This is a genomic window from Paenibacillus sp. RC67, from assembly GCF_030020805.1.
In the GTDB taxonomy this organism is placed as follows: domain Bacteria; phylum Bacillota; class Bacilli; order Paenibacillales; family NBRC-103111; genus Paenibacillus_S.
In genome coordinates this window covers 2,064,504-2,088,726 of the sequence record NZ_CP125098.1, presented here as the reverse complement: position 1 = coordinate 2,088,726, position 24,223 = coordinate 2,064,504, and the positions used below count along the sequence as shown (strand labels likewise).

The following is a 24,223-nucleotide window of genomic DNA, read 5'->3' as shown; positions in this document are numbered from 1 at the left end:
TTTCTCTGCCTGCGTCCTATCTGGAACGATGTCTTGGATCGAGCAAGTCTCTTAACGCATCTCCAAACAAATTAAATAATATAATAGTCACCGTCATCGCGAGGCACGGCCATACAATCATACCTGGTACGATCTCCATATATTTTCGGGATTCCGCAATCATCGCGCCCCATGACGGATTCGGGGGCTGCACACCGAGACCGAGGAAGCTGAGTGCAGACTCCGTTAAGATCGCTCCCGAGATCGCAATGGATGATTGAACTAGCAGCGGTGCCGTAATGTTCGGGAATATTTCCTTGAACAGTATTCTGGACGTCGTGGAGCCGATCGCTCGGGCACTCTCCACATATTCCAAATTTTTCACCGATAAAACAGCCCCTCTGACCGTACGTGTGAAAACGGGAATATTAACGATGCCGATGGCCAGAATCGTCTTGTCCGTTCCCGGTCCCAAAGCAGCCATGATCGCCAGCGCCAACAAAATTTCCGGAAAGGCAAAGAATATATCCATAATACGCATAATAATGGTATCGATCCATCTGCCGAAATATCCGGCGACAAGTCCAAGCACAGCTCCTACGATGGTGCTGATTAACACGGAAGAAATACCGACCATCAAGGAAACCCTGGCTCCATAAATAATCCTGCTAAGAAGGTCGCGGCCGAATTGGTCTGTTCCAAGCAGAAAACTGTCGGACATACCTTCAAGCCGGTGGCCCTCCGCCATTTGTGTAGGATCATAGGGAGCCATGACCGGTGACAGAATGGCGCATAAACAAATAAGGAGTAAACCGGCTCCGCAAACAACTGCTGTTTTATTGCGCAATAAGTGCTTAGTAAATGTTCGCATGGTTGATCCCCTTTATTAATACTTGATCCTTGGGTCAATAATGGAATAGATCAGATCTACAAGAAGGTTGACCAAGACAAATACGATAGCTACGAATAGCACGCCGCCTTGAACTACCGGATAGTCGCGCAGATGAATGCCGTCCAGAATGTATTGCCCGATGCCCGGGATCGAGAACAATGCTTCTACAATAACCGAGCCTCCAAGCAAATAACCAAGCTGCATACCGGCAATCGTAACGATCGGAATGGCCGAATTTCTTAACGCATGCTTGAACAGAACCGTCCATTCGTCATTCCCTTTAGCTCTGGCCGTACGAATAAAGTCTTTACCCAATGTTTCCATAAAAGCCGAGCGCGTCATTCGCATAACCCCAGCCGACATTACAATACCCATCGTGATTGCAGGAAGCACCAGCTTTTGAAGCGACACAACCGGATCATCCCATAAATTACTGAAATCCATCGGAGGAAACCAATGAAAATATAAAGAACATATCAATAGCAGTACGGTACCAATCGCAAAATTGGGAACCGAAATTCCGAGCAAAGCGACAATTCTCCCCACCCCATCCACAAAAGAACCGGATTTCACGGCCGTAAGCATTCCAATCGGAATTGCAATAATCCAACCAATAGCGGAAGCCAGTACGGTCAATTGGAGTGTAATGCTAAACCGTTTGATGATTTCGGGTAATATTTCTGCGCCCGTTTGTACCGATTTGCCGAAATCGCCTTGCAGCAGGCCGCCGACCCAATGCAGGTATTGCATCACAAGCGATTGATTTAAGCCCAGTTGTTCCCTGAGCACTTTTACATTTTCATCCGTCGCACTCGTGCCCAGCATGACAAGCACCGGATCTCCAGGTACAAGATGCAAAATAATAAAGACCAGAATGGATATTCCAATGACGATCGGCACTAACGTTAAGAGGCGTTTTAAGATATAGACGGCCACTTTTGCACCCCCGGAAATTTAGGAGGACGATAGCTAACTACCGCCCCCACGTTTTGTCCTTTTACTATTTCATACTGGCTTGCATGATAGCGTAAGCCTCGCTAGCCGCATTGGGAACAAATCCCTCCACATGATTGTTAATCAAATAAAAATATTGCGGTGAAGCCAGGAAGATATTCGGAGCATCGTTCATCAAAATATTTTGCGCGTCTGTATACATTTTCTTTCTTGTCTCCAGGTCGTTTGTTTCCAGACCTTTTTGCGTCAAGGCATCGAAGTCTTTATTCGAATAGTTCCAAACGTTAGTGCCGCCCTTAGTAGAGAAATAAGCCCCTAAGGAAGCGTCCGGATCTGCAGGCGCCGTGTTGCGGCCGACCAGCAAGGTCATATCCTTCGATTTCCACGTGTCCAAATATTTGGCCCATTCCAGTTGCTCGATCTTGGCGTTAATCCCGATTTCCTTCAACTGTTGTTGAATAACCTGTGCCGATTGCACCATATCCGGATAGGTGGAAGCGGTTTGAAGCACCGTATCGAAGCCATTCGGATAACCTGCTTCTTTCAATAATTCCTTGGCTTTATTGACGTCTTTCTTATATTGCGGCAATTCGGCAACATTCAAGGCGAATGCTTTCTGAATAGGCGTGATCGGACCGGTGAGCTGTGCTTTGCCGTTCCATACCGTGTTAACAATGGCATTGCGATCGATCGAGTAGCTGATCGCTTGGCGCACACGAACATCATCAAACGGCTTTTTATTCACATTAATCCCTAAATATCCGTACTCACGGGATTGATAGCTTTTAATCGTAAGATCTTTATTGTCTTCCAAAATCTTTGCATAATCAACCGAAACAGTCGTCAAATCTACCTTCTCGGCACGAGCTGCAGCCATGCGCTCCGCCTCGTCTTTCATGATGCGGAATTCGAGGGTATCGATCTTAGGCATTCCTTTCACAAAGTAATCCGGATTTTTCGTCAAAGTAATGGATTGTCCTGCGACTACGGCGCCTAACTTATATGGACCTGTGCCGACTGCTTCTTTGTTTAGATCAGAAACTTCTTTGGGAACGATAGCCGTATACGGGCTCCCTACGTTAGAAATCAGCGCAGCGTTCGGTTTTTTCAGCTTGAATACAACCGTGTTCGGATCGGGAGCTTCTATCGATTCAACATCAGCCAGGTTCGATCTCGCAAGCGCTCCGGTATTCGGATCCAAAATTCGTTCGAAGCTGTATTTCACATCAGCTGAAGTCATTTCTCTGCCGTTGTGGAACTTCACGCCTTTTTGCAGCTCAAAAGTAACGCTCATTCCATCGGGAGCCACAGTCCACTTTTGTGCCAGGCTCGGAATAATGTTCATGTTAAAATCAAATCGGGTGAGTGTATCGTACACTAAATTGTAAATGCGTTGGCTCGAAGCGGCAGGTGACTTCTGCGGATCCAATCCGACAGGGTCCTGATCGGACGCAATAACTAATTTCGATGGTTTGGCTTGTCCGGCAGGAGCCTCCGTTTTCTTAGCAGGCTCCTTCTTGGTGCTGGAAGACGAACAGGCGGACAATAAGGAAGAAGATAGTAATAAAGCGGATAAAATAACAGCCCATTTTTTTGTTCTCATTTCGACTCTCCCTCTCTACTATAAAGTGATATGTCCAAGAATTACGGAACGGGAAGCTCCTGTAACCGATGGCATGTTGCTTGGCCGTCCCATGATGGACTCATGACCCATGATAGCAAAGGCAATGGCCTCCCTCGCATCGTCAGGAATACCGTATTGCTCGCTGCTAGAAAGCTTGCAGCTTTCCGGCAGCAGCTTTTGGATCATCGTCATTAGCGTCCGGTTATGGGCGCCGCCGCCAGCAACGATGATATCCTGAATGGAATGATCCGGAAAAACAAATCTTTCATAGGAATCGACAATGGTGCGTGCGGTCAAGGCCGTCGCCGTAGCTACGATGTCAACAAAGCTCAAACCGCGCTTTAATCCTTCAAAATGAAAGTCCTTTGCGTAGGAAGATCCATACACTTCCCTGCCAGTGCTTTTGGGCGGGCGCCTTGTAAAGAACGTATCCTGCTTCAAGAAATGATCTAAGAGCTCCTCATTCACGGTTCCCATGGCTGCAATATTGCCGCCTTCGTCATACTGCATGACACCGCCGGTTTCTTCTCTGACCAGCGTATCGATCACCATATTTCCCGGTCCTGTATCGTAGGCATAGGTCTGCTCTGCCTTCGCTCCGGCGGGAAGCACTGTCGCATTGCCGATACCGCCGATATTTTGAATAATTCTACCCGACTCACGGCTTCCAAACACTATCGCGTCCATGAAAGGGGCAAGCGGGGCTCCTTCGCCTCCGGCAGCCATATCACCGGCTCTGAAATTCCCTACCGTAGGAATGCCGGTCAGTTCTCTAACGACGGCGGTCTCCCCGATTTGCAGCGTAGCTTTTACCGGAATGGTACCTACGGGTCCTGGAAACAAAACCGGATCAGGCTGATGCCATATGGTTTGTCCATGCATGCAAATGGCGTCAACCTCGGAGGAAGCTATTCCTGCCCGTAGTAACAAAAGCTTTACGGCATGCGCGTACCAATGGGAAATCCCGTAATGAGCTGTAACCCATTCATTTAATTTGGCTTGCTCAACGGAACATAACGAAATCATGATGTTCTTTAATTCAGGAGTGTAGGGAACATACTCGAACTCTCTCATCTCTACCTTTTCGATTTCACCTGAAGAGTTAGTAGTGATATCGACTAAAGCGGCATCTACCCCATCCAGCGATGTCCCCGACATAATCCCAATAAGTGTATGGCGGCTTTTTCTACGGTAAGACTCTAAAGCGGTTAAACTGCTCATCCCCAACGTTCCCCCATTTCCAGAAGTGATAACAATATGCTGCCTGCTGAAACATGAATCCCCTTGTTTGAGAAATAAAATTTCATCACTTATTATTCAATTTGAAACTTTATTCCAAATAAAGCTTACATTATCACTCAACATGTGTCAACAATTTATGTTATGTTATATAACTAATGATGTTATGATCATGTTGCCGTTTCGTTTCTTCTATTTCTCTATCCCCAGCACAGCATCTAATGATTTCGGAAAGCGCTTACTTTTATTCGATCCATACCGGATCATTCCCTTAAATAACTGTTGCTCCGAAAGGACAGTTACTTGTATCAACAGGTTGAGAAAAGAGCGTTTCGCAGATTGCTGCGCCAACTGTTCATTCCTTCCTTAACAACGGGATGAATGCGATTGGTCAGGACGATGACCGTAACATCCATTCCAGTGTGATGCCACACCGTCGTACCGGTGAAACCTGTGTGCCCGTAAATATCCTTATCGTACACTTCCCATCCTAATCCCCGCTTCAAGGTTCCGGATTCGGCATGGACCGTTGCCGCTTTGCGGCATAGTTCGGCTGAAATGAGTGAAGGCCTTCTCCAGATGGATAGGTATTTTCTCATGTCGGCTATAGTAGAGAACAAACCAGCATGTCCGCTAATCCCCCCAAGTCCGTAATGACAGTTAGCATCGTGCACTTCTGCAACAATAAATCCGCTTCTCCAGGCTAGCTCATCGAGCTGATCTCGTTCCAGCCGGAACGAATTTGCCGCAAGGCTACCCGTTTCTCGCTTCTCTATATAGGCTAGCGACATCCCACGTTCAAATTCATTCCCGCGTTCCGTAGGTGCGATGAGAGCTTGCCCGAAGGGTTCATATTGATGAGGCTTGTACGATGTAGCACTCATCCCAAGAGGCTCGAACAGAAGTCTCTGCGCAATGCGGTCCAACTGATCATTCCATATGCGCTCTAATAGCCAGCCGAGCAGCATGAAGCCAAGATCGCTATAAATAATCTCATTCCCGGGATCTCTTTCAAGCGGCTCGGATGCTATAGCCTCAAGGTACTCCTGCTTGCTGTGCAGCAGGACGAAATACGGCCTCCAAGCTGGCAGGCCCGACGTATGGGTGAGCAGCTGTTCAATCGTGATATGCTGTTTTCTGACAGAATCGCTGCCGGCAAGCAGTTCAGGCAAATATCGCCCAATCGTGTCGCTAAGTTGAAGCTTGCCATACTGAACAGATAGGAGCACGCATGGCAGCGTCACTGCCACCTTGGTTATCGAAGCCATATCGAGTACCGTATCGTTTCGATAAGCGGTCTCCTCCCCTCCCATCGTCCCGGTTGGACATAACGAACCGCAAGTCAGCGTATTGCTTCGCTCTCCATCGATAATACAGGCGACACCCCCAGGGAATATTCCCCCAGAAACGCCGGATTGCATATAGCTTGCCATAATAAGCTCACGTTCAGTAGCCGGTTCTGTTTCCCAAATCACCATAAGCTCATCACTTCCCCGTTGCCGTGGCTCGTACAGCTTGAATTCGCATCGCTTCTCTAATATTTCCGTCAGCATCATGCAGCAGAGCTTCCGCCTCTTGAGCGGGTATCCCCGTCATTTGCATCAAGATGGCTAAACGAGCATCTCCATTCGCCGCTTCGGAAACTCGCTCGGCTTCTTCATAATTAACACCTGTCGCTTCCATTACGATTCGTTTGACGCGCTCTTTTAATTTATAGTTGGTGGACTGCACATTAATCATTAAATTTTCATAGACTTTGCCGAGCCCAATCATAGCCGCCGTAGTCAGCATGTTCAGCACCATTTTCTGCGCGGTTCCGGCCTTCAATCTCGTAGAACCCGTCACTACCTCCGGTCCGACGACGACATTAATCGCCACATCCGCAAGCTCGTTAATCTCCGACTCATTGTTACATGATACGAGGACCGTAGATGCTCCTATCGCTTTCGCCCGTTCCAATACCCCCTTTACATAAGGCGTTCTGCCGCTGGCGGCAATCCCAACGACGACATCCTGAATCGTGACGCCAACATGATTCACAGCTTCGACCCCTGCGGAAGTACTGTCTTCCGCACCTTCAATAGCTTCCGTTAAAGCCCGGCGGCCGCCGGCTATAATTCCCTGGATCATCGCAGGGTTCGTTCCAAACGTAGGCGGACATTCCGATGCATCCAATACCCCTAGGCGTCCGCTTGTTCCTGCGCCGAAATAGAACAATCTCCCTCCCTGCTTCAAGCCTGCGACGATGATTTCAACCGCTGTAGCTATCGGTTTCAGCTGCTCTTCCACGGCAAACGCCACTTTCTTATCTTCGGCATTCATAAGCCTCAGTACGTCGATGACCGAAAGCTGATCCAAATTGGCGGTGGCCGTGTTTCTCATTTCTGTAGTTAAGCCTTCCAGTTTAACTCCCATCTCCTATAGTTCCTCCGTTTCCCCATGATGTGTGTCTTGCTACAGATCATTGGCATTAAAATCGTTTGGTTCTTCGAATCGCAATTCGGGATTTTTCCAGCAGATTAATCACTTTTTCGTGCTGCTGGCTTGCTAATGTAATAAATAAAATATCAATGACATTCAGCATAGCAATCCTTGAAGCCATAGCACCGCTGCGGATGCTTTGTTCCACCGAGCTGACAAAAAGCTTCACATCCCCCAAATCGGCAATAGGCGAGGATCCGAATTTGGTTAGCGTAATGATCGTCGCCCCGTGTTTTTTTGCTTCGTCCAAAGATTGTATGACGTCTTCCGTCTGACCAGAGTACGAAATACCGAATGCCACATCTCCGGGTGTCAAATTAACAGCGGAAGTAAGCTGAGCATGGAGGTCAGAATAAGCATTGCACCACATCTTGATTCGGGTCAATTTTTGCAGCAGATCCTGCGCAATGACACCGGAAGCCCCCACGCCGTATATATCGACCTTTTTGGCATGGATCAGAATTTGAGCGGCTTTCATCATCTCTCCCGGGGACATTACCGACACGGTGTCGTCGATAGATTGTTTATTATTGACCGTTACAGCTTGGATAATAGACTCTACCGTTCCATCCATTACGATTTCCTGATAGCTTCCGGATGCTGCGTCATTGTTTATGTCTCCGGCAATTCTGAGCTTCAGCTCCTGAAAGCCGGACATGTTGAGTGTCTTGGTCAACCGGATAACGGTTGATTCCGATGCTCCGCAAAGCTCTGCCAGCTTTTGAACGGATAGCCTGACGGCTGTCTCCGGTTGAGATAAAATATACTCTGCCACTTTACGCTCGGAAGGCTTTAACCGATCGAGCATGGTTTTTAAAGCTACTAACCCGCCATTGATCATTTCAGCTAGCCCTCTCTTCTTCTATATGGCTTGCGCTTCTAATGCGCCTAATCATAAGCAATTTTCGACATTGTTCTCTATGACCTCATTCTATGAAACTTTATTCCTCGTGTCAACAAATTATATGTAATTTTATTTCATAATCTGACGTTATACGAAAACAAAACCGTTCTTTCACTACATGTATTCTTACGATTTGGTACTATGTGCTTGGTTGTTCGCTTACAATCTGTTACGAGCCATCGGTCAGATGTCTCTGCAAGCGCCGGACGCTCCAGTAAAGACAAAGGTTACAAGACGGCGGGTCCGTATGGTGATTGAAAACCTGATCTGGCTAGCCTCCCGAGGCTGCCTTCAACATTCTTCCGCGGATTCAGAATTTTTTTTGATCCTCCGAGCGCACGTCCGTGGAACTGGGTAAGAAGTACAAAAAAAAGAGCCACGTACCCACAGCTCTTCTCCCTTATTTTCTCTTACATTTTAACCGCCGTAATCCGTTTTCCCGCAGTATCACGATGTATAAGCTTAACCTTTCCCTCAGGCTCTACATAGAACTCTACGCATTCATCAACATACATCGTCACGCCTGTTGTCTGATTAGTTTGATGAGAAATAGGAAAGAGACCATATTTATACCAAGCTCTCTTCTTCGGCATAAATAAATGCAAACCACCTTGCTCATAGGTAACAAACAAAGTGCGGTTCGTCTCTACACCATAACGTTGAAACAGTTTATGAAACAATCCTACCTCTATGGAAGGAACATCCATCACCGTAATAGCTTCCAAAACCTGGTTCAGCTCATCTGCACGATGCGCTGAAATGTCAGGATTATTCCCATAATCATATGCGCCTGCATACTTCAGTATCTCTTGCTCACTGATTTGGACAGGGATAATCGACTCAAGCACAGCAGGATCATACCCTAATACAATATCGGCCAGCTGCTGACATATAACTTCAACGGGGGTCATCTCTACATTGCTTAATACAATGACCACGATATCCTCATCCACATAACGAATCATTTCCGAACGAAAGCCGTTCATACTGCCATAATGGCTGAACCGCCTGCTTTTCCGGTTATTGATTTGTTGTTCCGTGATGACCCACCCATGGCTTCCGCAAGGAGGTGTAGGAGCACCGAACATGCTATCTAATGATGTCTGGCCAACCAATTGCTCTGTATATAACGAACGATCCCATTTATACATATCCTCTACGGTAGAGAACATTCCTCCAGCTCCGAGATGGATAGACATATCGACATGTTCACACGGGATGATATCTTTATTCACCGAATATCCGGATGCCATACGTTTGATCACTCTCCTACCGTCCTCGCAGCCCGTATCGTTCATTTGGAGCGGTCGACATATCGTTTCGTCAATAAGCTCGGAAAAAGTTTGCCCGGTAACCTTCTCAATGATTGCACTTAACAGAATAAAGGAGGAGCTGCCGTATACCTGGCGTTCTCCCGGAGGATGATTCAGCTTTTTATTTTTAAAAGAATCGATCGTACTCTCGATAGGTGAATACATTCTCATGGTCGTCTCCCAATAGCCCTGAAAACCTGGATAGTCTGGGATACCCGAAGAATGCTCCAATAAATGGCGTATCTTTATACTCTCTCCATTTGGATAATCTGGTATGTATCGGTCAATGGTATCGTCTACTCTAAGCTTGCCTTGCTCCTGCAGCTGCATAATAGCCATGGCCGTAAACCCTTTGGTCAGTGAACCGATTCGGAATTTGGTCTTGGAGGTGTTAGGGACTTCGTGCTCAAAGCTCGCCATTCCATAGCCTTCACTCAGTAATATTTGCCCCTTATGCGCAGCCAACACCGCTCCGTTAAAATATCCTCTATTCACCATTCCATCCATAACTGCTTTTAGCTTGGATGCGATATCCACTCTATCCACCCGCCTTATTTTTCAATAGCGCCATTGTACTCTATCCAAATAATCCCATACAGATAAAAAATTCTTATATTTCATTTTTCCGTGCCTTCTTCAAAAAGCTGTTACACAGAACCTTCGCTTCTTCCTTAAAGCGAGCTTATGCTACAATGTAGGTAAAGTTTGTCATTTCATATTGAGTACCGTTACGGAGGAGTTTATGCCTAATCTTGTATTTTTTATCGGTCCTGCCGGAGCAGGCAAGACAACGTTAGCCAAAGCTTTGGCCAAGCGGCATCGCCCTGCTTTTTTCGATATGGACACACTGCTGCGTCCAACTGCTGAGACGATTATGACCCTGTCCGGACTCGATCCAAGTGATCGGGATTCCCCCGTGTATAAGAAGCATTGCCGCGATCTTGGCTACCGTATTACGATGGATGCTGCACTGGAAAACTTGGAGCTCGGAATCGATGCTTATGTTATTGGCCCTTTCACCAAAGAGATCGAAAATCCGTCTTGGTTGGAGCAGGAGCTCTCAAAAATCGACGCCTCATCCCATGAGGTAGAGGTGAAAGCCATCTACGTCTATTTGCGTGACGACTCCGTCTATCGGCAGCGGATCATGGCACGGGGATCTGAGCTGGATGCCTGGAAGCTGGACAATTGGAGTGACTTCAGACAAGCGTTGACCCGCAAAACCATCCAGTGGGACTCTCCCGCTTGTTCGATAAGCAATTGGGACAATTCAGAGACGTTATCCGAGGAGCGGCTTTTACTTTTAGAGCGGTTTATTTATGGAGAAAGGGATGCCTGATCAGTGTGAGAAAAACGTCTATCGACGTCCTTTCATAGATGTGCGACCGCGTCTTTGCAGGGAACCCCGAACACAAAAAAGGCATTCGATCACGAATGCCTTCTCATCTCAACCAGATACGTCATTTACTTTCGGTTTAACCACAAGTCTTTTAATATCTTTGAAGCCGATAAACTGTTTACTTTCCTCATCCCAAATTCTGAATTTCAACGATCGCAAGCTGGTCTGCAGCGTAATCGTATTGACATCCCGCAATATAGGATTTGCGTTATGCGCCTCTTCAAGGTAATAATTGGGCACTCGAGGACTCAAATGGTGAATATGGTGAAAACCTATATTTCCCGTAATCCAGTGCAAAATTTTCGGCAGCTTGTAGAAAGAACTTCCCTTCAAGGCCGCTTGCACATAATCCCAATTTTCTTCATTCTCGTAATATGTGTCCTCAAACTGGTGCTGTACATAAAATAACCAAATACCTGCGGCACCCGAGATAAAGAATATGGGACCTTGCACCATCAGAAAGGCCTGCCAGCCTATAGCCCAGCAAAGCAAAGCAGACAACCCGACGATACTTAGGTTGGTGATGTACGTATTCATTCTTTCTTTGAAACCGGCATTTTTCCGGTTGAAGCGATAGTCGAAAAGAAAAATGTAAATAGGACCGATAACGAACATAATGAGTGGATTGCGGTACAGCCTATACACTAGTCGTTTAATAAAGGAAGACGCTAAATACTCCTCTACCGTCAAAGTCCAAATATCCCCTGTACCCCGCTTGTTCAAATTACCGCTTGTAGCATGGTGAACCGAGTGGCTGTGTCGCCATTGGTTGTAAGGGCAGCAGGTCATAATACCGGTTATCGTTCCTACGATCTCATTCGCTACTTTATTTCTGAAAAACGATTTGTGGCAGCAATCATGAAAAATAATAAAAATCCGAACTAGAAACCCGCCGGCAGGAACTGCCAATAGTAAGGTCAGCCAAAAAGAAACCGATAAACTCATATAGGCTAAATACCAAAGCAGGAAAAACGGCACCATAGTGTTAATAATTTGCCATACGCTGTTCTTGATGCGTGGTCTTTCGTATGGCGCGATGTCCTTACGCCAGCCGTCTTGTTCCTTATGAAGCATTCTGATTAAATCTTCCTCTCCAAGGTACCGTATAGTAGGTTTAGTCTACAACCTTGATTATACGACGGAATTGAAGGAAGGTTGCACTTCATTTGTGAAATATTTTTTCCAGCGAAATATTAGTGTGCTAAAATATCAAAATTCCATTCGTTTTTACAGCTTTGAACGCAACTCATTATGGAGATCGCTTACCCGCGAGGTAATAATCTGCAAATACATCTGCTAAAACATCCGCTGACAGCAAGCTTTCTTGAAGCGTGTTATTTGCTCCCCCAATTTCTAGCAGTAAACTTCCTGAGGAAATAGACTGATTATATTCCCCATTCCCTTGATGAGCGCTTTTAGTAAGAACGCCGCGCGATAATCCGGGATATTTCTCATTTAACAGCTTATCGAGCTTTTCGGCAAACGCTTTATTTTCCTTGTATCCAGAATGGGCAGTGCCGATAACAAACAGAATACGAGCATACGATTTCCCTTCGATGGTTACTGTCGTCTTTTCTCGTGGAACATCAGCATCTCGGTGAATGTCGAAGAAATACGAGAGGGTTGGATAATTCTCCATCACCTGATCAACGACTTTACGGGATACATCATACGCGAAGGAGTAGCCCAGCTTTTGCTGCATCAGCTTTTCGGTAATATTTTCATTCCCCGCCAATGATGGAATTCCTTTCTCCTGAAGCTGCTGCTCTAGCCGTTTACCAACTAATGTAATATTTACTTTTGGATCATCGACAGAAGCCCCTTTAGTTATGCTGGCGACATGATTCCATGATTCTTGATTATGCGTATGATAAATATACAATATAGGTGCCGATTCCACATTAGCGGCCGGTAGCTGATTAGTATTTTGTTTAATCAAATCTGTATTTACGACCCAGCTTGCTACATAAGCCGTTTTTTTATCCGGAAGAGAAACAACATACCAATCTCCTTTGGTGTCCAGAACAGGATAGGTCTCCCCAGGTTTTGCCTTGCCAGTGATATCATAATCCGTTCCGGGACCGCTGCGCAAATTCGTAACGTCCACTATATTGACGACCGCTGCTTGGTTCAAGCTTTCAGCAGTATCCTCCTCGGTTCGTACGGCTTCAGCTTTCGCAGGTTCTTCATTAGCCGTCTCAGAAGCTTCAAATTCAATAAATTCGTGGAATACCCAACCGACTTTTTCGTCCGATAGCCGGATCTGCAGCCAGTCGCCCCGTTCCTCCAATATTTCGTATCGGTTCATTTGTCCGATTAGCTGGATTATCGAAGCTTTCAAATCAGGGTCAGTGCGAACGTTCAACCGGTCTACCGTGCTTCTGGCAAATTTCCTTTCAGCTCCCTTGTCTTCAATCTTTACTTGAGCCTTATTTATTGGAAGGTTGACCGTTGTTCCCTGAGACGCCTCCTGACCGAAAGCATCTGCAGCATTAAGCGAGCCGATAAGCAGAAAAGAGCCAACGGCTGCGCAAATCACTTTATAACGTAACAATTGTTCTCCAACTCCCTATGCCGATAATGTCATATGAATTCGACACAGGTTCACCAAATCCCTCCTTCACACCCAAAAAACGACAGGTTTCAAAGGCAAGAAATTGGCATAAAACGACAAGATGGTCTACTTTGTCCAATGGCTATTCTGCTGATCTTACGGATGCCCATTCAGTTTCGTTTGGCCCTCTATTAGCTATTTCGACGCTTCCATACGATCCATGCGCTGACACCATACAACAAAGCGCTGCCATAAAACAAGGCGTTCATCGTTAGCCAATCTATCAAGAACCCTCCGGCCAGAACGGCAAAACCGGAAGCAATCGATGTCCAAAAATGATAGGATCCGACCGTCCTCCCTCTGGCTCCCTTTTCGGTAAAATCGGCCAACAGTACCTTCTCACTTGTTTTTTGCAAAGCGTTGCAGCTTCCCATCACCCACTGCAGCAAGAGCACCCATACATAAGAGGTAACCCATGGAAATAACAGCATCACAGCCATCATTCCTATGGAGCTGACCATAAGGATCGCAAGCGCATGACGGTCCAACCTCGGGGCAATCCATTGGGATACTAAGGCTGAGCTTATAGTGAAGACCGCGAAAGCAAGTCCATACTTGGAATAGCTGTTGCCCAAATTTTTCAGAAATAGCAAATAGTAAGGATAGATCATTCCAGCCGCCAGCGTTACAATGCTTTGCGAACGGATAAGCCAGCGAATATTCATGACGTGCTATTCCTCCTTGTATTGTTCGTAGAAGTAGTTCATAAACAGCCCGTTAGGATCATACTCCATCAACTTATCCCAAAATTCACGATAACGCGGATACGCCGCTTCAAACTGCTGCCGTTCTGGGTATGCCGCATAAGGCAAATAGTACGTACCATGATGTGCCAAAACCTGATCAATGATTTTCTGAACGCTTCGTTTAAATTTCATCTGCCCTTGATCTGACAAGGGAACATTGAACAAGCAGACAAGAGCAAACATATCCTCCTTGGCATAAGAGAGAACCGCTTCCTGATCCTGATTGACATGTCGAACCGTAATGTTCAGAAGATTCAACTCGTCTTCCACCAGCACTTCCCGCAAGCTTTGTACAAATGAAGAAAACGCGGCTACGGGGATAAAATACTCCTGCAATAGGTCGTTCTTTCCAGCTTCTCGATAATCCATAAACTGTGATTCGGAGCGCATGGCGTTGTTACGGCTGATCACCGTCTGCTGCTGTTGATTAAAATACCATTGCTGCAGCTTCCAAAACGTATTTTTACCCCAGTCTGAAGCTCGGTTCAAATGAAAAAGCAGCTTGGTCGGAATTACCCAATCCTCCGTTGTCTTCAATTCATTGTACTGCTGAAGAGGTAAATCCTTGTCACTCTTATAATTGATTGCGTACATGTCCGTGAGGAAAGAATCAGGTGCAACCGAAATTCGGGCGATGTGCATATGAATGTCCGGATCGGCTTGTACTTGGCCAGTGAAGTATCGACTGTACTCCTCGACAGTAACTTTCTCTGTCGATACTTTGTACACCTCGTCCTCCGTTAACGTTAAGGTGACATCAAGTATAATACCGAACAAGCCATAGCCTCCAAGAACGAGAGGAAATAAATCAGCGTTTTCCGATCGGCTCACCTGCTTCACTTGACCGTCAGCCGTCAGCAGACGAAACGATTCCACGCTTTTAATTAAAGATCCATTACGAATATCTCTCCCATGAGCGTTAATGCTGATAGAGCCGCCAACGGTAAAAATATTTTGCGACTGCATCGTTTTGACAGACAATCCATATGGATTAACGGCATCCTGAATATCCTTCCAGGTTGCCCCTGCTTGGACACGAATTTGATGCGCGATTGGGTCCAACGAAATAATCCGATTGAAGCTAGTCATGTCGATGACAATACCGTCCTTATAGTACGTATGCCCTCCCTGACTATGGCGCTGACCGGCAATAGAGACGGTTAGATGGTTAGTCCGCGCTTCTTGCAAAAGGTGAGTCAGCTGCTCCTCCTCACGCCCCTGTACGACACGCTCCACCTTGACCGGGTGCAGACGGCTGTAATCCGTCACCAAATACGGGTCCTGGTCGGGTGTATTCAAGCTGAAATATTGATATAAGCATAGAGAGGCCAGCAGCAGTAATGCGATCGACTTTTTCATCTACATAATCCCCTTATGAATAGTGCAAAATCTCTGCAAATCCAACATACCATATCATGGAATTCGGGTCACCCCTTTACTAGCTAAAGCCTGCATGTCCTTGCTTCTTTCTGATATAATAGTTATCAGTCTAATTAAAATATTTGTATAACAGGAGATTCAGCTATGGCCATTAACCGTCGACTCGTTACCGATGACGATTTTCAGGAAGCGATGGACCGCCAGGTAGGCGTGCGCGTTTTCGAGAACGATCATATTGTAGATACCGGAGTCGTGATTACTCGTTTTACGGATTCGTTCATTGTGACCCAATCAGGAGTCAGTGATGTAACCTACCATTCAAGAAGCTCCTGCGAGTTTTTTGAAATTAGAAAACGGTAAGTCAGAACTTCGCATCCATATGAAGAAAAAGACCGAACGCATGAGATCATGCCGCTCGGTCTTTCGTTTTAATTCCCCCAACATCAGCTCAGACTTGATTCTAAAGCTTCAGTCCAGTATGGGCCTTAACCAATATCTCCTCGTACTTTGCCGCATCCGATGGACGTGACAGCCATGTACCGATCAAAGCACCGATGAAGCCAAGTGGGATCGAAATAATCCCCGGATTCGCGTACGGGAACAGCGCTTGCCCGACCAGGATCGCCTTGCCTGGCTCCGGATTCCATACACTAGGACTTAATATAACGAGAATTAAGGCGCTGATCAGCCCTGTCAGCATCCCGACAACAGCGCCAGTTGTATTAAATCGTTTCCAGAAAATAGTGAACAAGATAACGGGAAGATTGGCACTCGCCGCAATGGCAAAGGCTACGGAAACGAGGAATGCCACATTCAGCTTTTGCGCGAACAGTGAGAGCACGATGGAGACGATAGCTACCCCTACGGAAGCCCATCGAGCGACATTCATCTGCTCCTTCTCGGTCGCACTTCCGCGGCGGAGAATGTGAGTGTAGAAGTCACGTGCAAACGCGGAGGCTGCAGCTAGCACCAGCCCGGTCACCACCGCAAGTATCGTGGCGAACGCCACCGCCGAGATAAAGGCGAAGAACAAATCGCCACCTAGCGCTTTGGCCAGCAGCGGAGCCGCCATATTGCCCCCTTTATCCGCTGCGACAATGTTGTCATAACCAACGAAGGCCGCTGCGCCGAAGCCAAGAAAGATCGTCATAATATAGAAAATACCGATCAACCAAGTCGCGTGAACGACAGAGCTTCTAGCAGTAGGAGCATCCTTTACCGTGAAGAAACGTGTTAAAATATGCGGCAATCCCGCTGTCCCCAGGACGAGCGCCAAGTTCAAAGACAAAGTATCGAGCGGTACTTTGTACTTGTTACCAGGGTTCAGGAAGCTGTCCTTGAGCGGTGTCGCCGTCCTCATTTGCTCGAACATTTCTGTAATGCTGAAGTGAAATTTAGCGAGAACGATTAATGAAACAATAAAGGTGCCTCCCATCAAAAGCACCGCTTTTGTAATCTGCACCCACGAAGTGGCCCGCATCCCGCCGAAAACGACGTAAACGGTCATCAGAGCGCCTACAATCAGTACGGAGGTCATGTAGTCCAGGCCTAGCAGTAGTTTAATGAGAGAGCCCGCTCCGACCAGCTGGGCAATCATATAAAAGATCGAAATCGTGATCGTGTTCAAGGCTGCAATGCCACGAATTTTTTTATCGTTAAACCGAGCTGCAATCATATCCGCCATAGTGTATTTACCGAGATTGCGCAGAGGTTCGGCTACCAAATAAAGAACGACGAGGTAGGCTACAAGAAAACCAATACTGTAGAAGAAGCCGTCAAAGCCTGATAACGCAATCGTCCCTGCAATACCGAGAAACGATGCCGCTGACATATAATCCCCGGCTATGGCCCAACCGTTCTGCCATCCGGTTAATCCTCCGCCTGCTGTATAAAACTCGCTCGTCGAGTTGGTTTTTTTAGCCGCATAATAGGTAATGATTAAGGTGAGGGCTACAATCGCTAGAAACAATATGAATGCTGACGTATTCATCTTTTTTCCTCCTCCTATTTGGACCCGCGCGGTATACCCGAGAATTACACGTTGCTTCTCTTAATGTCCTCGATCATGGAATCGAATTCGTTTGATTTACGTGAGTAAAGTATGCAGAGCACCCAAGTCATAATAAATTGGGAAAACGCGAATATCCACGCCCACGAGACGGATCCGAAAGCAGGGGCATTTAGAACCGTAGAGTAGGAGGTCAAGAGCGGTAAGGTAAAGTAGTAAGCAAAGAAGAAGAGGGACATGGGCACAAGAAATCGTTTTTTCTTAGCCATTAAAGCTTTAAATTGAGGAGAATTGGCAATTCGACTGTAATCCACCGCTTTGGCATTCATACGCTCAGCCTCCATATCGTTATTTGCGCCGCTGCCGCCATTGAAGCTGCTGTTCACTTGGGAGAGGCACTAGGCTGTGGGCACGCTTTCATTTTCAATTTATTATGATGCTATCAGCAATATTACGTTAGCTATAAACTATTTTTTATTAAAAGATATTGCTAGAAATGAAAAAAAGCCGCCCGATACCTAAGTATCGCGACGGCGCTTGATTATTTATAGGCAGGCCACGATTCAAGCGTGTAGGCCATTTCCCAAAATAAATATTCATAATGACTGCTAAGGATAAAATGCTGCTTCATGCGATCACGGTCAGCCTGAGATACCTGCTCAGCAATCGAGTCCAACCGGTCGATCTGCTCCTGCACCAGCTCCCGGAACCATTCGCCGCCGTAAGCTTGAATCCACTCCCGGTAAATCGGCTCCTCCGGAGCTGCCCCCTGCAGCTTCTCACCGATTTCATAATACAACCAATAGCACGGCAAAATAACTGCGATGATATCCCCTAAGTAACCGTTGTAGGCTACACGCTGCATATGCGAAGTATAAGCGTATGCCGTAGGTGCGGGCTGAAACGCCGCACGCTCTTCAGCCGTAATGCCCATCTGCTTGCAAAACGTTTCATGCAGCGAAAGCTCTGCGTTATAGGTTCCTTGAGCGTGTACAGTCATCCGATTAGAAACTGCCAGATCGGTTGCTTTCGCCGCTCCTAAGGATTGCACACGAGCAAATTGAGACAAATAGTAAGCATCATTTAACACATAATAGCGGAAACGGTCCAACGGCAAGGTGCCTTTGGCGATGCCCTGAACGAACGGATGGTGAAAGCTTGCATTCCAACTGTCTTCTACTGCCTGACGCAGCTCTTGTGAAAATTTCAATGAATTCTCCCCCTCTTTGATTAGCCTACGGCTTCAACAAGCTTAAATAACTTTATACCGGACGTCTCCTACATGAAAATAAGGAAAATGCTGGCCTACATAAAGCGCTGCGCTCAATGTAACAACCAAGTAAAGCAATAAGTACGCATCGCGCTGAGAAAATCCGATACGGTAATAATAAGTCCGGTTACGCGCTGACGAGAACCGCTTCGCCTCCATCGCTACCGCGATGCGCTGCGCCCTGCGAATGCTTTGCGCTAACAGCGGGATCGCATAGAGCCTAAGCGTCTCGTATACACCACTGAGACCTGCGCGCCGCTTCACGCCGCGAACCTTCAACGCCATGCCGAGCGTCTGAAATTCGCCGACCATAATCGGCAGCAGCCTGAGAGCTGCCATGAAGCTGTAAGCATACTTAGGAGGCAGCTTGCACTGTTGCATCAGTGAGTAGAACAAGGCAACCGGCCTAGTCGTCAATGCAAACGTGAGCCCTGCCAATGCCATATTGACAGTCTTCAGACCGATATGAAGCCCGCGGTAAAAGCTCTCCTCCGTAATGCGAATCAGCCCCCAGTGAAGCCATGTCGTATCCCCTTTACCAAACAGCATCATCGACATGGATGACGAAACAAAGAGAAGTACAAAAGGCAGGAACATCAGCAGCAGACGCGACAGAGGCTGACCGGAAAAGCAGAGCAGCAATAACAGCTGCGCTATCGTCATGTTGAGCAAGACGTTAATGTTGTTCGTGAACAGAAGAACAAAGAACAACGCCAGCGACAGCAGCAGCTTGAAGCTAGGATTTACACGATGCAGCCATGTTTCATCGTAAGCCAATAAGTTGTCCACTGCTGTTCACTTCCTTCTGCAAATATAGATCAGGTGTCGTGTCTGATTCCAGCCGGCCTTGCTCTACAACCCAAACTCGGGTTGCAAACCAGCGGACGATGTCCAGATCATGTGTAACCATCATAATAGTCGTTCCTTGACGTCTCCATGCCTCAAGCTTCTCCAGAATCGCGAACGTATTCGCGGCATCCTGACCGAAGGTAGGCTCATCCAGCAGAACAAGCTGCTGTTCTTTCACCATAGCCGTTGCGACACTTAGTCGGCGCTTCTGCCCAAGCGAGAGCTGATACGGGTGTTGGCTTCGCTGTCCTTCGAGCCCAAATTCCTTCAGCAGCTCCAGCGCAAGACGTTCAGCCTCGGGATGACGATCGCGCCGAAAGCCGAATGCTGCCTCGTCGAATACCGAATGTGTTACAAACTGCATTTCGGGATTTTGGAACACATAGGCTGCCGTGTCAGCCACATCCTTGAAGCTGTTCACGCCACGTCCGTTTAGCTCGTAGATCCCTGCCGAGGTTGGAATCAGCTGCATCAGTGCCTGAAGCAGCGTGCTTTTGCCTGCACCATTCTCGCCGACCACCGTGATCCATTCCCCTTCGCCTGCTGAAGCGCTCTCGACGTACATCTTGGGCTCGCGTGCCCGATATGCATGGAAATCAGTCAGCTTTAGGAGTGTTTCTCCAGCCGTCTTCGGCTCCGCAGCTTGTTCACGGAGCGATTTGTAGGAAGGACTGGACGTGTAATCGTCCCATACGCCGGGATACCAAATGCCGTATTCCTTCAATCGTTCCTCATGCTGATCAAACACGATCGCAGGTGGACCGTCTGCGATCATTTCTCCATCATGGGAGAAAAGCACAACCCGATCCACGAATCCGATAATTTCGTCGATTTTATGCTCAACGATAATAATCGTCTTATCCCTGCCGACTTCCTTGATCGTATCCCACACCTGCCGGGTACCTTCCGGGTCCAGCAGCGCCGTAGGTTCATCGAAGAACATAACTTCCGGCTCCAGCGCCAGCACAGAGGCTATCGCCAGCCTCTGCTTCATCCCTTGCGACATCGATTGAATAGGCGTATGCAGCTCTGGCAGATCGAGCCCTACCGTCCGTAATCCATCGACTATGTTCCTGCTCATTTCTTCTCTTGGGACACCCAGATTTTCAAGCACAAACGCCATTTCTTCATCTACATAGGGCATGCAAAATTGGGTATCCGGATCTTGAAACACATACCCCCATGAGGAAGGGATCGATATGTTGTCGAATTTGACAGGAACCTCGATAACCGAAGGGATTAATCCTGTCAATACCTGCAGAAGCGTTGACTTGCCGCATCCGCTCGGTCCGAGCAGCAGAACCTTTTGACCTGATGTAACATGAAAAGAAATATCGTCGAACAGCAGCGACGGACTTCCGGCGAATTTCAGGCGCAATCCATGAACAGAAGTGCTCTCCTGCATCATTTTCTACGCTCCAGAGCTTGATAATCGGCGCTGCTTGCAGGACGGACCAGTTGAGTTACTCCTGTAACCTCCAACGCCTTGACTAACCAATAAGCGCACATTCCGGTAAAGAATATCGAACCGATAATTCGGAATACAAAGTACAGCGTTAAATTCCATGTTTGCAGATCAACCAAATAGCCTTTGAACGCGTCGAAGATAAGCGATGCGATTGCCGAACCGATACCCGCGAGAGAAACCGTAGTCAGCGAGAAGCTGCGATAACGGAATAACGCGAACACCAGCTCAGCTAAGAGACCTTGGGCGATCCCGTACGTTAAAGATTCTATTCCGTATTGCGAGCCTGTAATCAGCTCCCCTGATGCTGCCGCTATTTCCGCGAGTAAAGCAACCCCTGGCTTGCGGATTATCAGCGCAGCGACCGTAGCGGCCATAAACCATACTCCATAGACAAGCTGATCAAGCTGCAGACCTGCCAGCTTCACTACATTTGAGACGTCCCCCCATAACCGATAAATAATGGCGAACACAATGGCGATGACAATCGTAACCAAGATGTCGGTTAACTTCAAACCTTTGGACATTCCTTCCCACTCCTTTTCAATATGATGCTTCTCAGGGCTTCACCCCAGACCATGGACTGACAGGACAACGCGAAAAGACCACTTTCCTTCGAATAAAGGAAAGTGGTCTGCATGTACGTAGTTAACACGCTGCTAACGTTCTCCACTTCCCTACGCTGGTACAATCCAGATCAGGTTCAGAGGGTCTAGGATCTATTGATCCAGTCTCAGCCTAAAGGCTCCCCTAGTGACAAATATCATATTAACACGATTAGCATAAATGTCAACGGCTAATCTATTGTATTGATGTTTTTAATGAGACCTATTCGAGCGCTTCAGCTGTTAAAAGACGCCACTAAGCACCATAAAATCTACGGAATGCCTCTAATCTCCATGGCTTCTTTTCTTATTAAATAGGATTAGAGTGCGTATTCTTTTTTCTTGCGTTGGAACATGTTATGTGTCAAGATATTCGGTAGACCCAGACTATGAAGAAATAGGTGAATGAACAGTTATGATGAAACCTTTTTTCCGCTTGCTTACGGAGCTTTCCTCCCGCAAGTCGATCTCCCGGTTAACCGGATCCTTTGCAAAATCAAGAGCAAGCCGCGGGCTGATTCCGCGTTTTGCCAAAATATATGGCATTCCGGTTCAAGACGCTGAGAAGCAGCTTTCAGAGTATGCTTCACTCAACGACTTTTTCACAAGACGCCTAAGAAACGGACTTCGTCCGATCGATGTGGCTGAACACACTTTAGTGAGCCCGGTCGATGCCGCGATTACCGGTATGGGACCGATTGAAGAAGGTTTGATTGTCAATGTAAAGGGGCAGGATTACACGGTCGAGGAGCTGCTTAACTTTTCTCCGCGCACGGTGAACTACAAGAACGGTTTTTATTTTGTTCTCTATTTGAGCCCGACAGATTATCACAGGATTCATACGCCGGTGGACGGCAGCATCATTGAGAAAGAACACGTTCCCGGTAAAGTCTACCCAGTTAATGAGTTCGGTCTTCGACAAATGCGCAGGGTATTAAGCCGTAACGAACGATTGATCACCTACATGCAGCATGAAGGCGGTGAGGTAGCTGTCGTGAAGGTCGGCGCGATGAATGTGAGCAGCATCCAGTATGTCAAACCGCTGCCCAACACATTAGGTCGCGGTGATGAGCTTGCCTACTTCGAGTTCGGCTCCACGGTAGTTCTTCTGATGGAGAGTGATACCTTCCTAAGCCGCAGCGACCTTCATGTCGGAAGCAAAGTCAAAATGGGTGAAGCGCTAGGACTTATTCAACCATCCTGACATCATTGTATTAGCAGAGGAGAAACCGTTTATGCAAGCAGCACGATCCGGAACGGAAGCCGCCGGCACAAAATTGCAATCGGCCCCACAGCAGAATATCAAGCCTACTGTGATGCGTATTTTGTTAGCGATCAGTATCGTCCATTTGTTTAACGATTCAATTCAATCTATCATTCCGGCGATATTGCCAATTCTTAAAGACACGATGCATCTGAACTATATGCAGTCCGGGATTATTGTTTTTTCCCTTAACATGACCGCTTCCCTCATGCAGCCGGCCATAGGACTATATTCAGACCGTAAGCCTTCCCCCTACATGCTCCCACTCGGAATGGGACTAACATGTTTAGGGGTGTTAGGTCTTGCCTTCTCACCTAACTATCTGTTCATTCTCTTATCCGTTATTTTTGTCGGACTCGGCTCAGCCATCTTCCACCCGGAAGGCTCGCGAGTCGCTCATATGGCCGCAGGCTCCCGCAGGGGTCTGGCACAATCGATCTTTCAGGTAGGCGGAAATGCAGGACAATCCCTCGCCTCCATCATGACGGCGCTGATCTTTGTACCGCTCGGTCAACGAGGCGCCATCTGGTTCGTTGTTGTAGCAGGACTAGCCATCGTCGTTCAAATGTATATCGCACGCTGGTACAGCGGATATATAGCAGCCAACCCGCGCCCAGCCAAAAAGGCCGCTGCCCGTTCTATCTCACCTGCACGCAAGAAGCAAATTGCTTTTGCTTTTATTATGCTGATTTTTCTTGTATTCGCCAGATCCTGGTATCATTCCGGGGTATCGATTTATTATCCATTCTATCTAATGGAAAAATTCAATCTAACTTTAGAGCACGCGCAAATTTACATTTTCTTGTTTGCCGCAGCAGGTGCAGTCGGTACCTTCATCGGCGGGCCATTGGCAGACCGTTTTGGCCGTCGGAATATGATTTTCTTCTCCATGCTTGGTTCCGCACCGTTAGCGTTGGTGCTGCCATATGCTAATGCTTTTTGGGCTTATGTCATTTTACTGATCAATGGATTGATTATTTTATCCAGCTTCTCGGTTACCGTTGTGTACGCTCAGGAGCTTATTCCAGGCAAAGTAGGAACGGTCTCCGGTTTAATCACCGGTATGGCCTTCGGATTAGGAGCGCTCGGAGCTGTTGCATTGGGCGGACTGATCGATAAGTTCCACCTGCCTGTCGTCATGCAGATGGTCAGTTTCCTGCCTCTGCTCGGGCTATTGACGTTCTTCCTCCCATCGGACAAGAAGCTAAGAGAATGGGACCAAGAAGCATCCGCTTAA

22 protein-coding genes and 1 riboswitch are annotated in these 24,223 nt (G+C 47.2%); of the genes, 4 read left to right on the top strand and 18 right to left on the bottom strand.

The features are described from left to right. Window positions 1-16 precede the first annotated feature (16 nt). From QMA13_RS09420 to QMA13_RS09385, 8 genes are all read right to left on the bottom strand, one after another. Complete coding sequence (locus QMA13_RS09420; protein ID WP_282941115.1) at window positions 17-850, bottom strand: ABC transporter permease; 834 nt, start codon at window positions 848-850, stop codon at window positions 17-19. A 15-nt stretch (window positions 851-865) separates the two neighbouring features. Further along, on the bottom strand, window positions 866-1,807 hold the full coding sequence (locus QMA13_RS09415) for an ABC transporter permease (RefSeq protein ID WP_282941113.1): 942 nt from the start codon (window positions 1,805-1,807) through the stop codon (window positions 866-868). A 64-nt stretch (window positions 1,808-1,871) separates the two neighbouring features. Further along, entirely contained in the window at window positions 1,872-3,428 is a 1,557-nt protein-coding gene (locus QMA13_RS09410; RefSeq protein WP_282941111.1) for an ABC transporter substrate-binding protein, read from the bottom strand. 18 nt (window positions 3,429-3,446) lie between these two features. Next, window positions 3,447-4,670 carry an anhydro-N-acetylmuramic acid kinase gene (locus QMA13_RS09405; RefSeq protein WP_282941109.1) on the bottom strand — a complete coding sequence of 408 codons (1,224 nt, stop codon included), beginning with the start codon at window positions 4,668-4,670 and terminating at the stop codon, window positions 3,447-3,449. A gap of 326 nt (window positions 4,671-4,996) precedes the next feature. Further along, the gene (locus QMA13_RS09400; RefSeq protein ID WP_282941108.1) at window positions 4,997-6,244 is read right to left on the bottom strand and encodes a serine hydrolase domain-containing protein; all 1,248 of its coding nucleotides are present in this window, start codon (window positions 6,242-6,244) and stop codon (window positions 4,997-4,999) included. Then, window positions 6,174-7,103, bottom strand: coding sequence for an N-acetylmuramic acid 6-phosphate etherase (gene murQ / locus QMA13_RS09395; RefSeq protein ID WP_282941107.1), 930 nt, complete (start codon window positions 7,101-7,103; stop codon window positions 6,174-6,176). The genes QMA13_RS09400 and murQ overlap by 71 nt, the downstream gene beginning before the upstream one ends. Window positions 7,104-7,158: 55 nt before the next feature. Beyond that, a complete protein-coding gene (locus tag QMA13_RS09390) occupies window positions 7,159-8,010 on the bottom strand; it encodes a MurR/RpiR family transcriptional regulator (protein ID WP_282941106.1) in 852 nt (283 codons plus the stop codon). Between the two features lie 473 nt (window positions 8,011-8,483). Beyond that, window positions 8,484-9,923, bottom strand: a complete 1,440-nt coding sequence (locus tag QMA13_RS09385) for a serine hydrolase domain-containing protein (protein WP_282941105.1) — start codon at window positions 9,921-9,923, stop codon at window positions 8,484-8,486. A 205-nt stretch (window positions 9,924-10,128) separates the two neighbouring features. Between QMA13_RS09385 and QMA13_RS09380 the strand changes: the two genes are divergently transcribed. Further along, entirely contained in the window at window positions 10,129-10,725 is a 597-nt protein-coding gene (locus QMA13_RS09380) for a P-loop nucleotide/nucleoside kinase family protein (protein WP_282941103.1), read from the top strand. Window positions 10,726-10,833: 108 nt separating this feature from the next. Here the strand turns inward: QMA13_RS09380 and desA are convergent, their stop codons facing one another. The 4 genes from desA to QMA13_RS09360 all read right to left on the bottom strand — a co-directional run bounded on the left by desA (window position 10,834) and on the right by QMA13_RS09360 (window position 15,504). After that, window positions 10,834-11,859 carry a Delta(5) desaturase DesA gene (gene desA, locus QMA13_RS09375; protein ID WP_282941102.1) on the bottom strand — a complete coding sequence of 342 codons (1,026 nt, stop codon included), beginning with the start codon at window positions 11,857-11,859 and terminating at the stop codon, window positions 10,834-10,836. A 175-nt stretch (window positions 11,860-12,034) separates the two neighbouring features. Beyond that, window positions 12,035-13,339: a stage II sporulation protein P gene (spoIIP, locus tag QMA13_RS09370; protein ID WP_282941100.1), complete on the bottom strand. Its 1,305-nt coding sequence runs from the start codon at window positions 13,337-13,339 to the stop codon at window positions 12,035-12,037. 191 nt (window positions 13,340-13,530) lie between these two features. After that, window positions 13,531-14,064: an MFS transporter gene (locus tag QMA13_RS09365; protein WP_282941098.1), complete on the bottom strand. Its 534-nt coding sequence runs from the start codon at window positions 14,062-14,064 to the stop codon at window positions 13,531-13,533. A 6-nt stretch (window positions 14,065-14,070) separates the two neighbouring features. Next, window positions 14,071-15,504, bottom strand: coding sequence for an FAD-binding oxidoreductase (locus tag QMA13_RS09360; RefSeq protein ID WP_282941097.1), 1,434 nt, complete (start codon window positions 15,502-15,504; stop codon window positions 14,071-14,073). Window positions 15,505-15,669: 165 nt separating this feature from the next. On the opposite strand from QMA13_RS09360, the gene QMA13_RS09355 reads away from it, so the two are divergent. Further along, the gene (locus QMA13_RS09355) at window positions 15,670-15,885 is read left to right on the top strand and encodes a hypothetical protein (RefSeq protein WP_282941096.1); all 216 of its coding nucleotides are present in this window, start codon (window positions 15,670-15,672) and stop codon (window positions 15,883-15,885) included. A gap of 100 nt (window positions 15,886-15,985) precedes the next feature. Here the strand turns inward: QMA13_RS09355 and QMA13_RS09350 are convergent, their stop codons facing one another. The 6 genes from QMA13_RS09350 to QMA13_RS09325 form a co-directional block, all read right to left on the bottom strand. Beyond that, window positions 15,986-17,515: a solute symporter family protein gene (locus QMA13_RS09350; protein ID WP_282941094.1), complete on the bottom strand. Its 1,530-nt coding sequence runs from the start codon at window positions 17,513-17,515 to the stop codon at window positions 15,986-15,988. A 44-nt stretch (window positions 17,516-17,559) separates the two neighbouring features. Then, complete coding sequence (locus tag QMA13_RS09345) at window positions 17,560-17,862, bottom strand: DUF485 domain-containing protein (protein ID WP_282943353.1); 303 nt, start codon at window positions 17,860-17,862, stop codon at window positions 17,560-17,562. Between the two features lie 212 nt (window positions 17,863-18,074). Further along, entirely contained in the window at window positions 18,075-18,743 is a 669-nt protein-coding gene (tenA, locus tag QMA13_RS09340) for a thiaminase II (protein WP_282941093.1), read from the bottom strand. A gap of 42 nt (window positions 18,744-18,785) precedes the next feature. After that, window positions 18,786-19,592: an energy-coupling factor transporter transmembrane component T family protein gene (locus tag QMA13_RS09335; RefSeq protein ID WP_282941092.1), complete on the bottom strand. Its 807-nt coding sequence runs from the start codon at window positions 19,590-19,592 to the stop codon at window positions 18,786-18,788. Beyond that, window positions 19,567-21,057: an ABC transporter ATP-binding protein gene (locus tag QMA13_RS09330; protein WP_282943352.1), complete on the bottom strand. Its 1,491-nt coding sequence runs from the start codon at window positions 21,055-21,057 to the stop codon at window positions 19,567-19,569. The genes QMA13_RS09335 and QMA13_RS09330 overlap by 26 nt, the downstream gene beginning before the upstream one ends. Continuing rightward, window positions 21,057-21,644: an ECF transporter S component gene (locus QMA13_RS09325; RefSeq protein WP_282941090.1), complete on the bottom strand. Its 588-nt coding sequence runs from the start codon at window positions 21,642-21,644 to the stop codon at window positions 21,057-21,059. The genes QMA13_RS09330 and QMA13_RS09325 overlap by 1 nt, the downstream gene beginning before the upstream one ends. A 130-nt stretch (window positions 21,645-21,774) precedes the next feature. Then, window positions 21,775-21,879: riboswitch (TPP riboswitch) on the bottom strand. Window positions 21,880-22,137: 258 nt separating this feature from the next. On the opposite strand from QMA13_RS09325, the gene asd reads away from it, so the two are divergent. Both asd and QMA13_RS09315 read left to right on the top strand, forming a co-directional pair. After that, a complete protein-coding gene (gene asd / locus QMA13_RS09320; RefSeq protein WP_282941088.1) occupies window positions 22,138-22,926 on the top strand; it encodes an archaetidylserine decarboxylase in 789 nt (262 codons plus the stop codon). 31 nt (window positions 22,927-22,957) lie between these two features. Beyond that, window positions 22,958-24,223: an MFS transporter gene (locus tag QMA13_RS09315; protein ID WP_282941087.1), complete on the top strand. Its 1,266-nt coding sequence runs from the start codon at window positions 22,958-22,960 to the stop codon at window positions 24,221-24,223.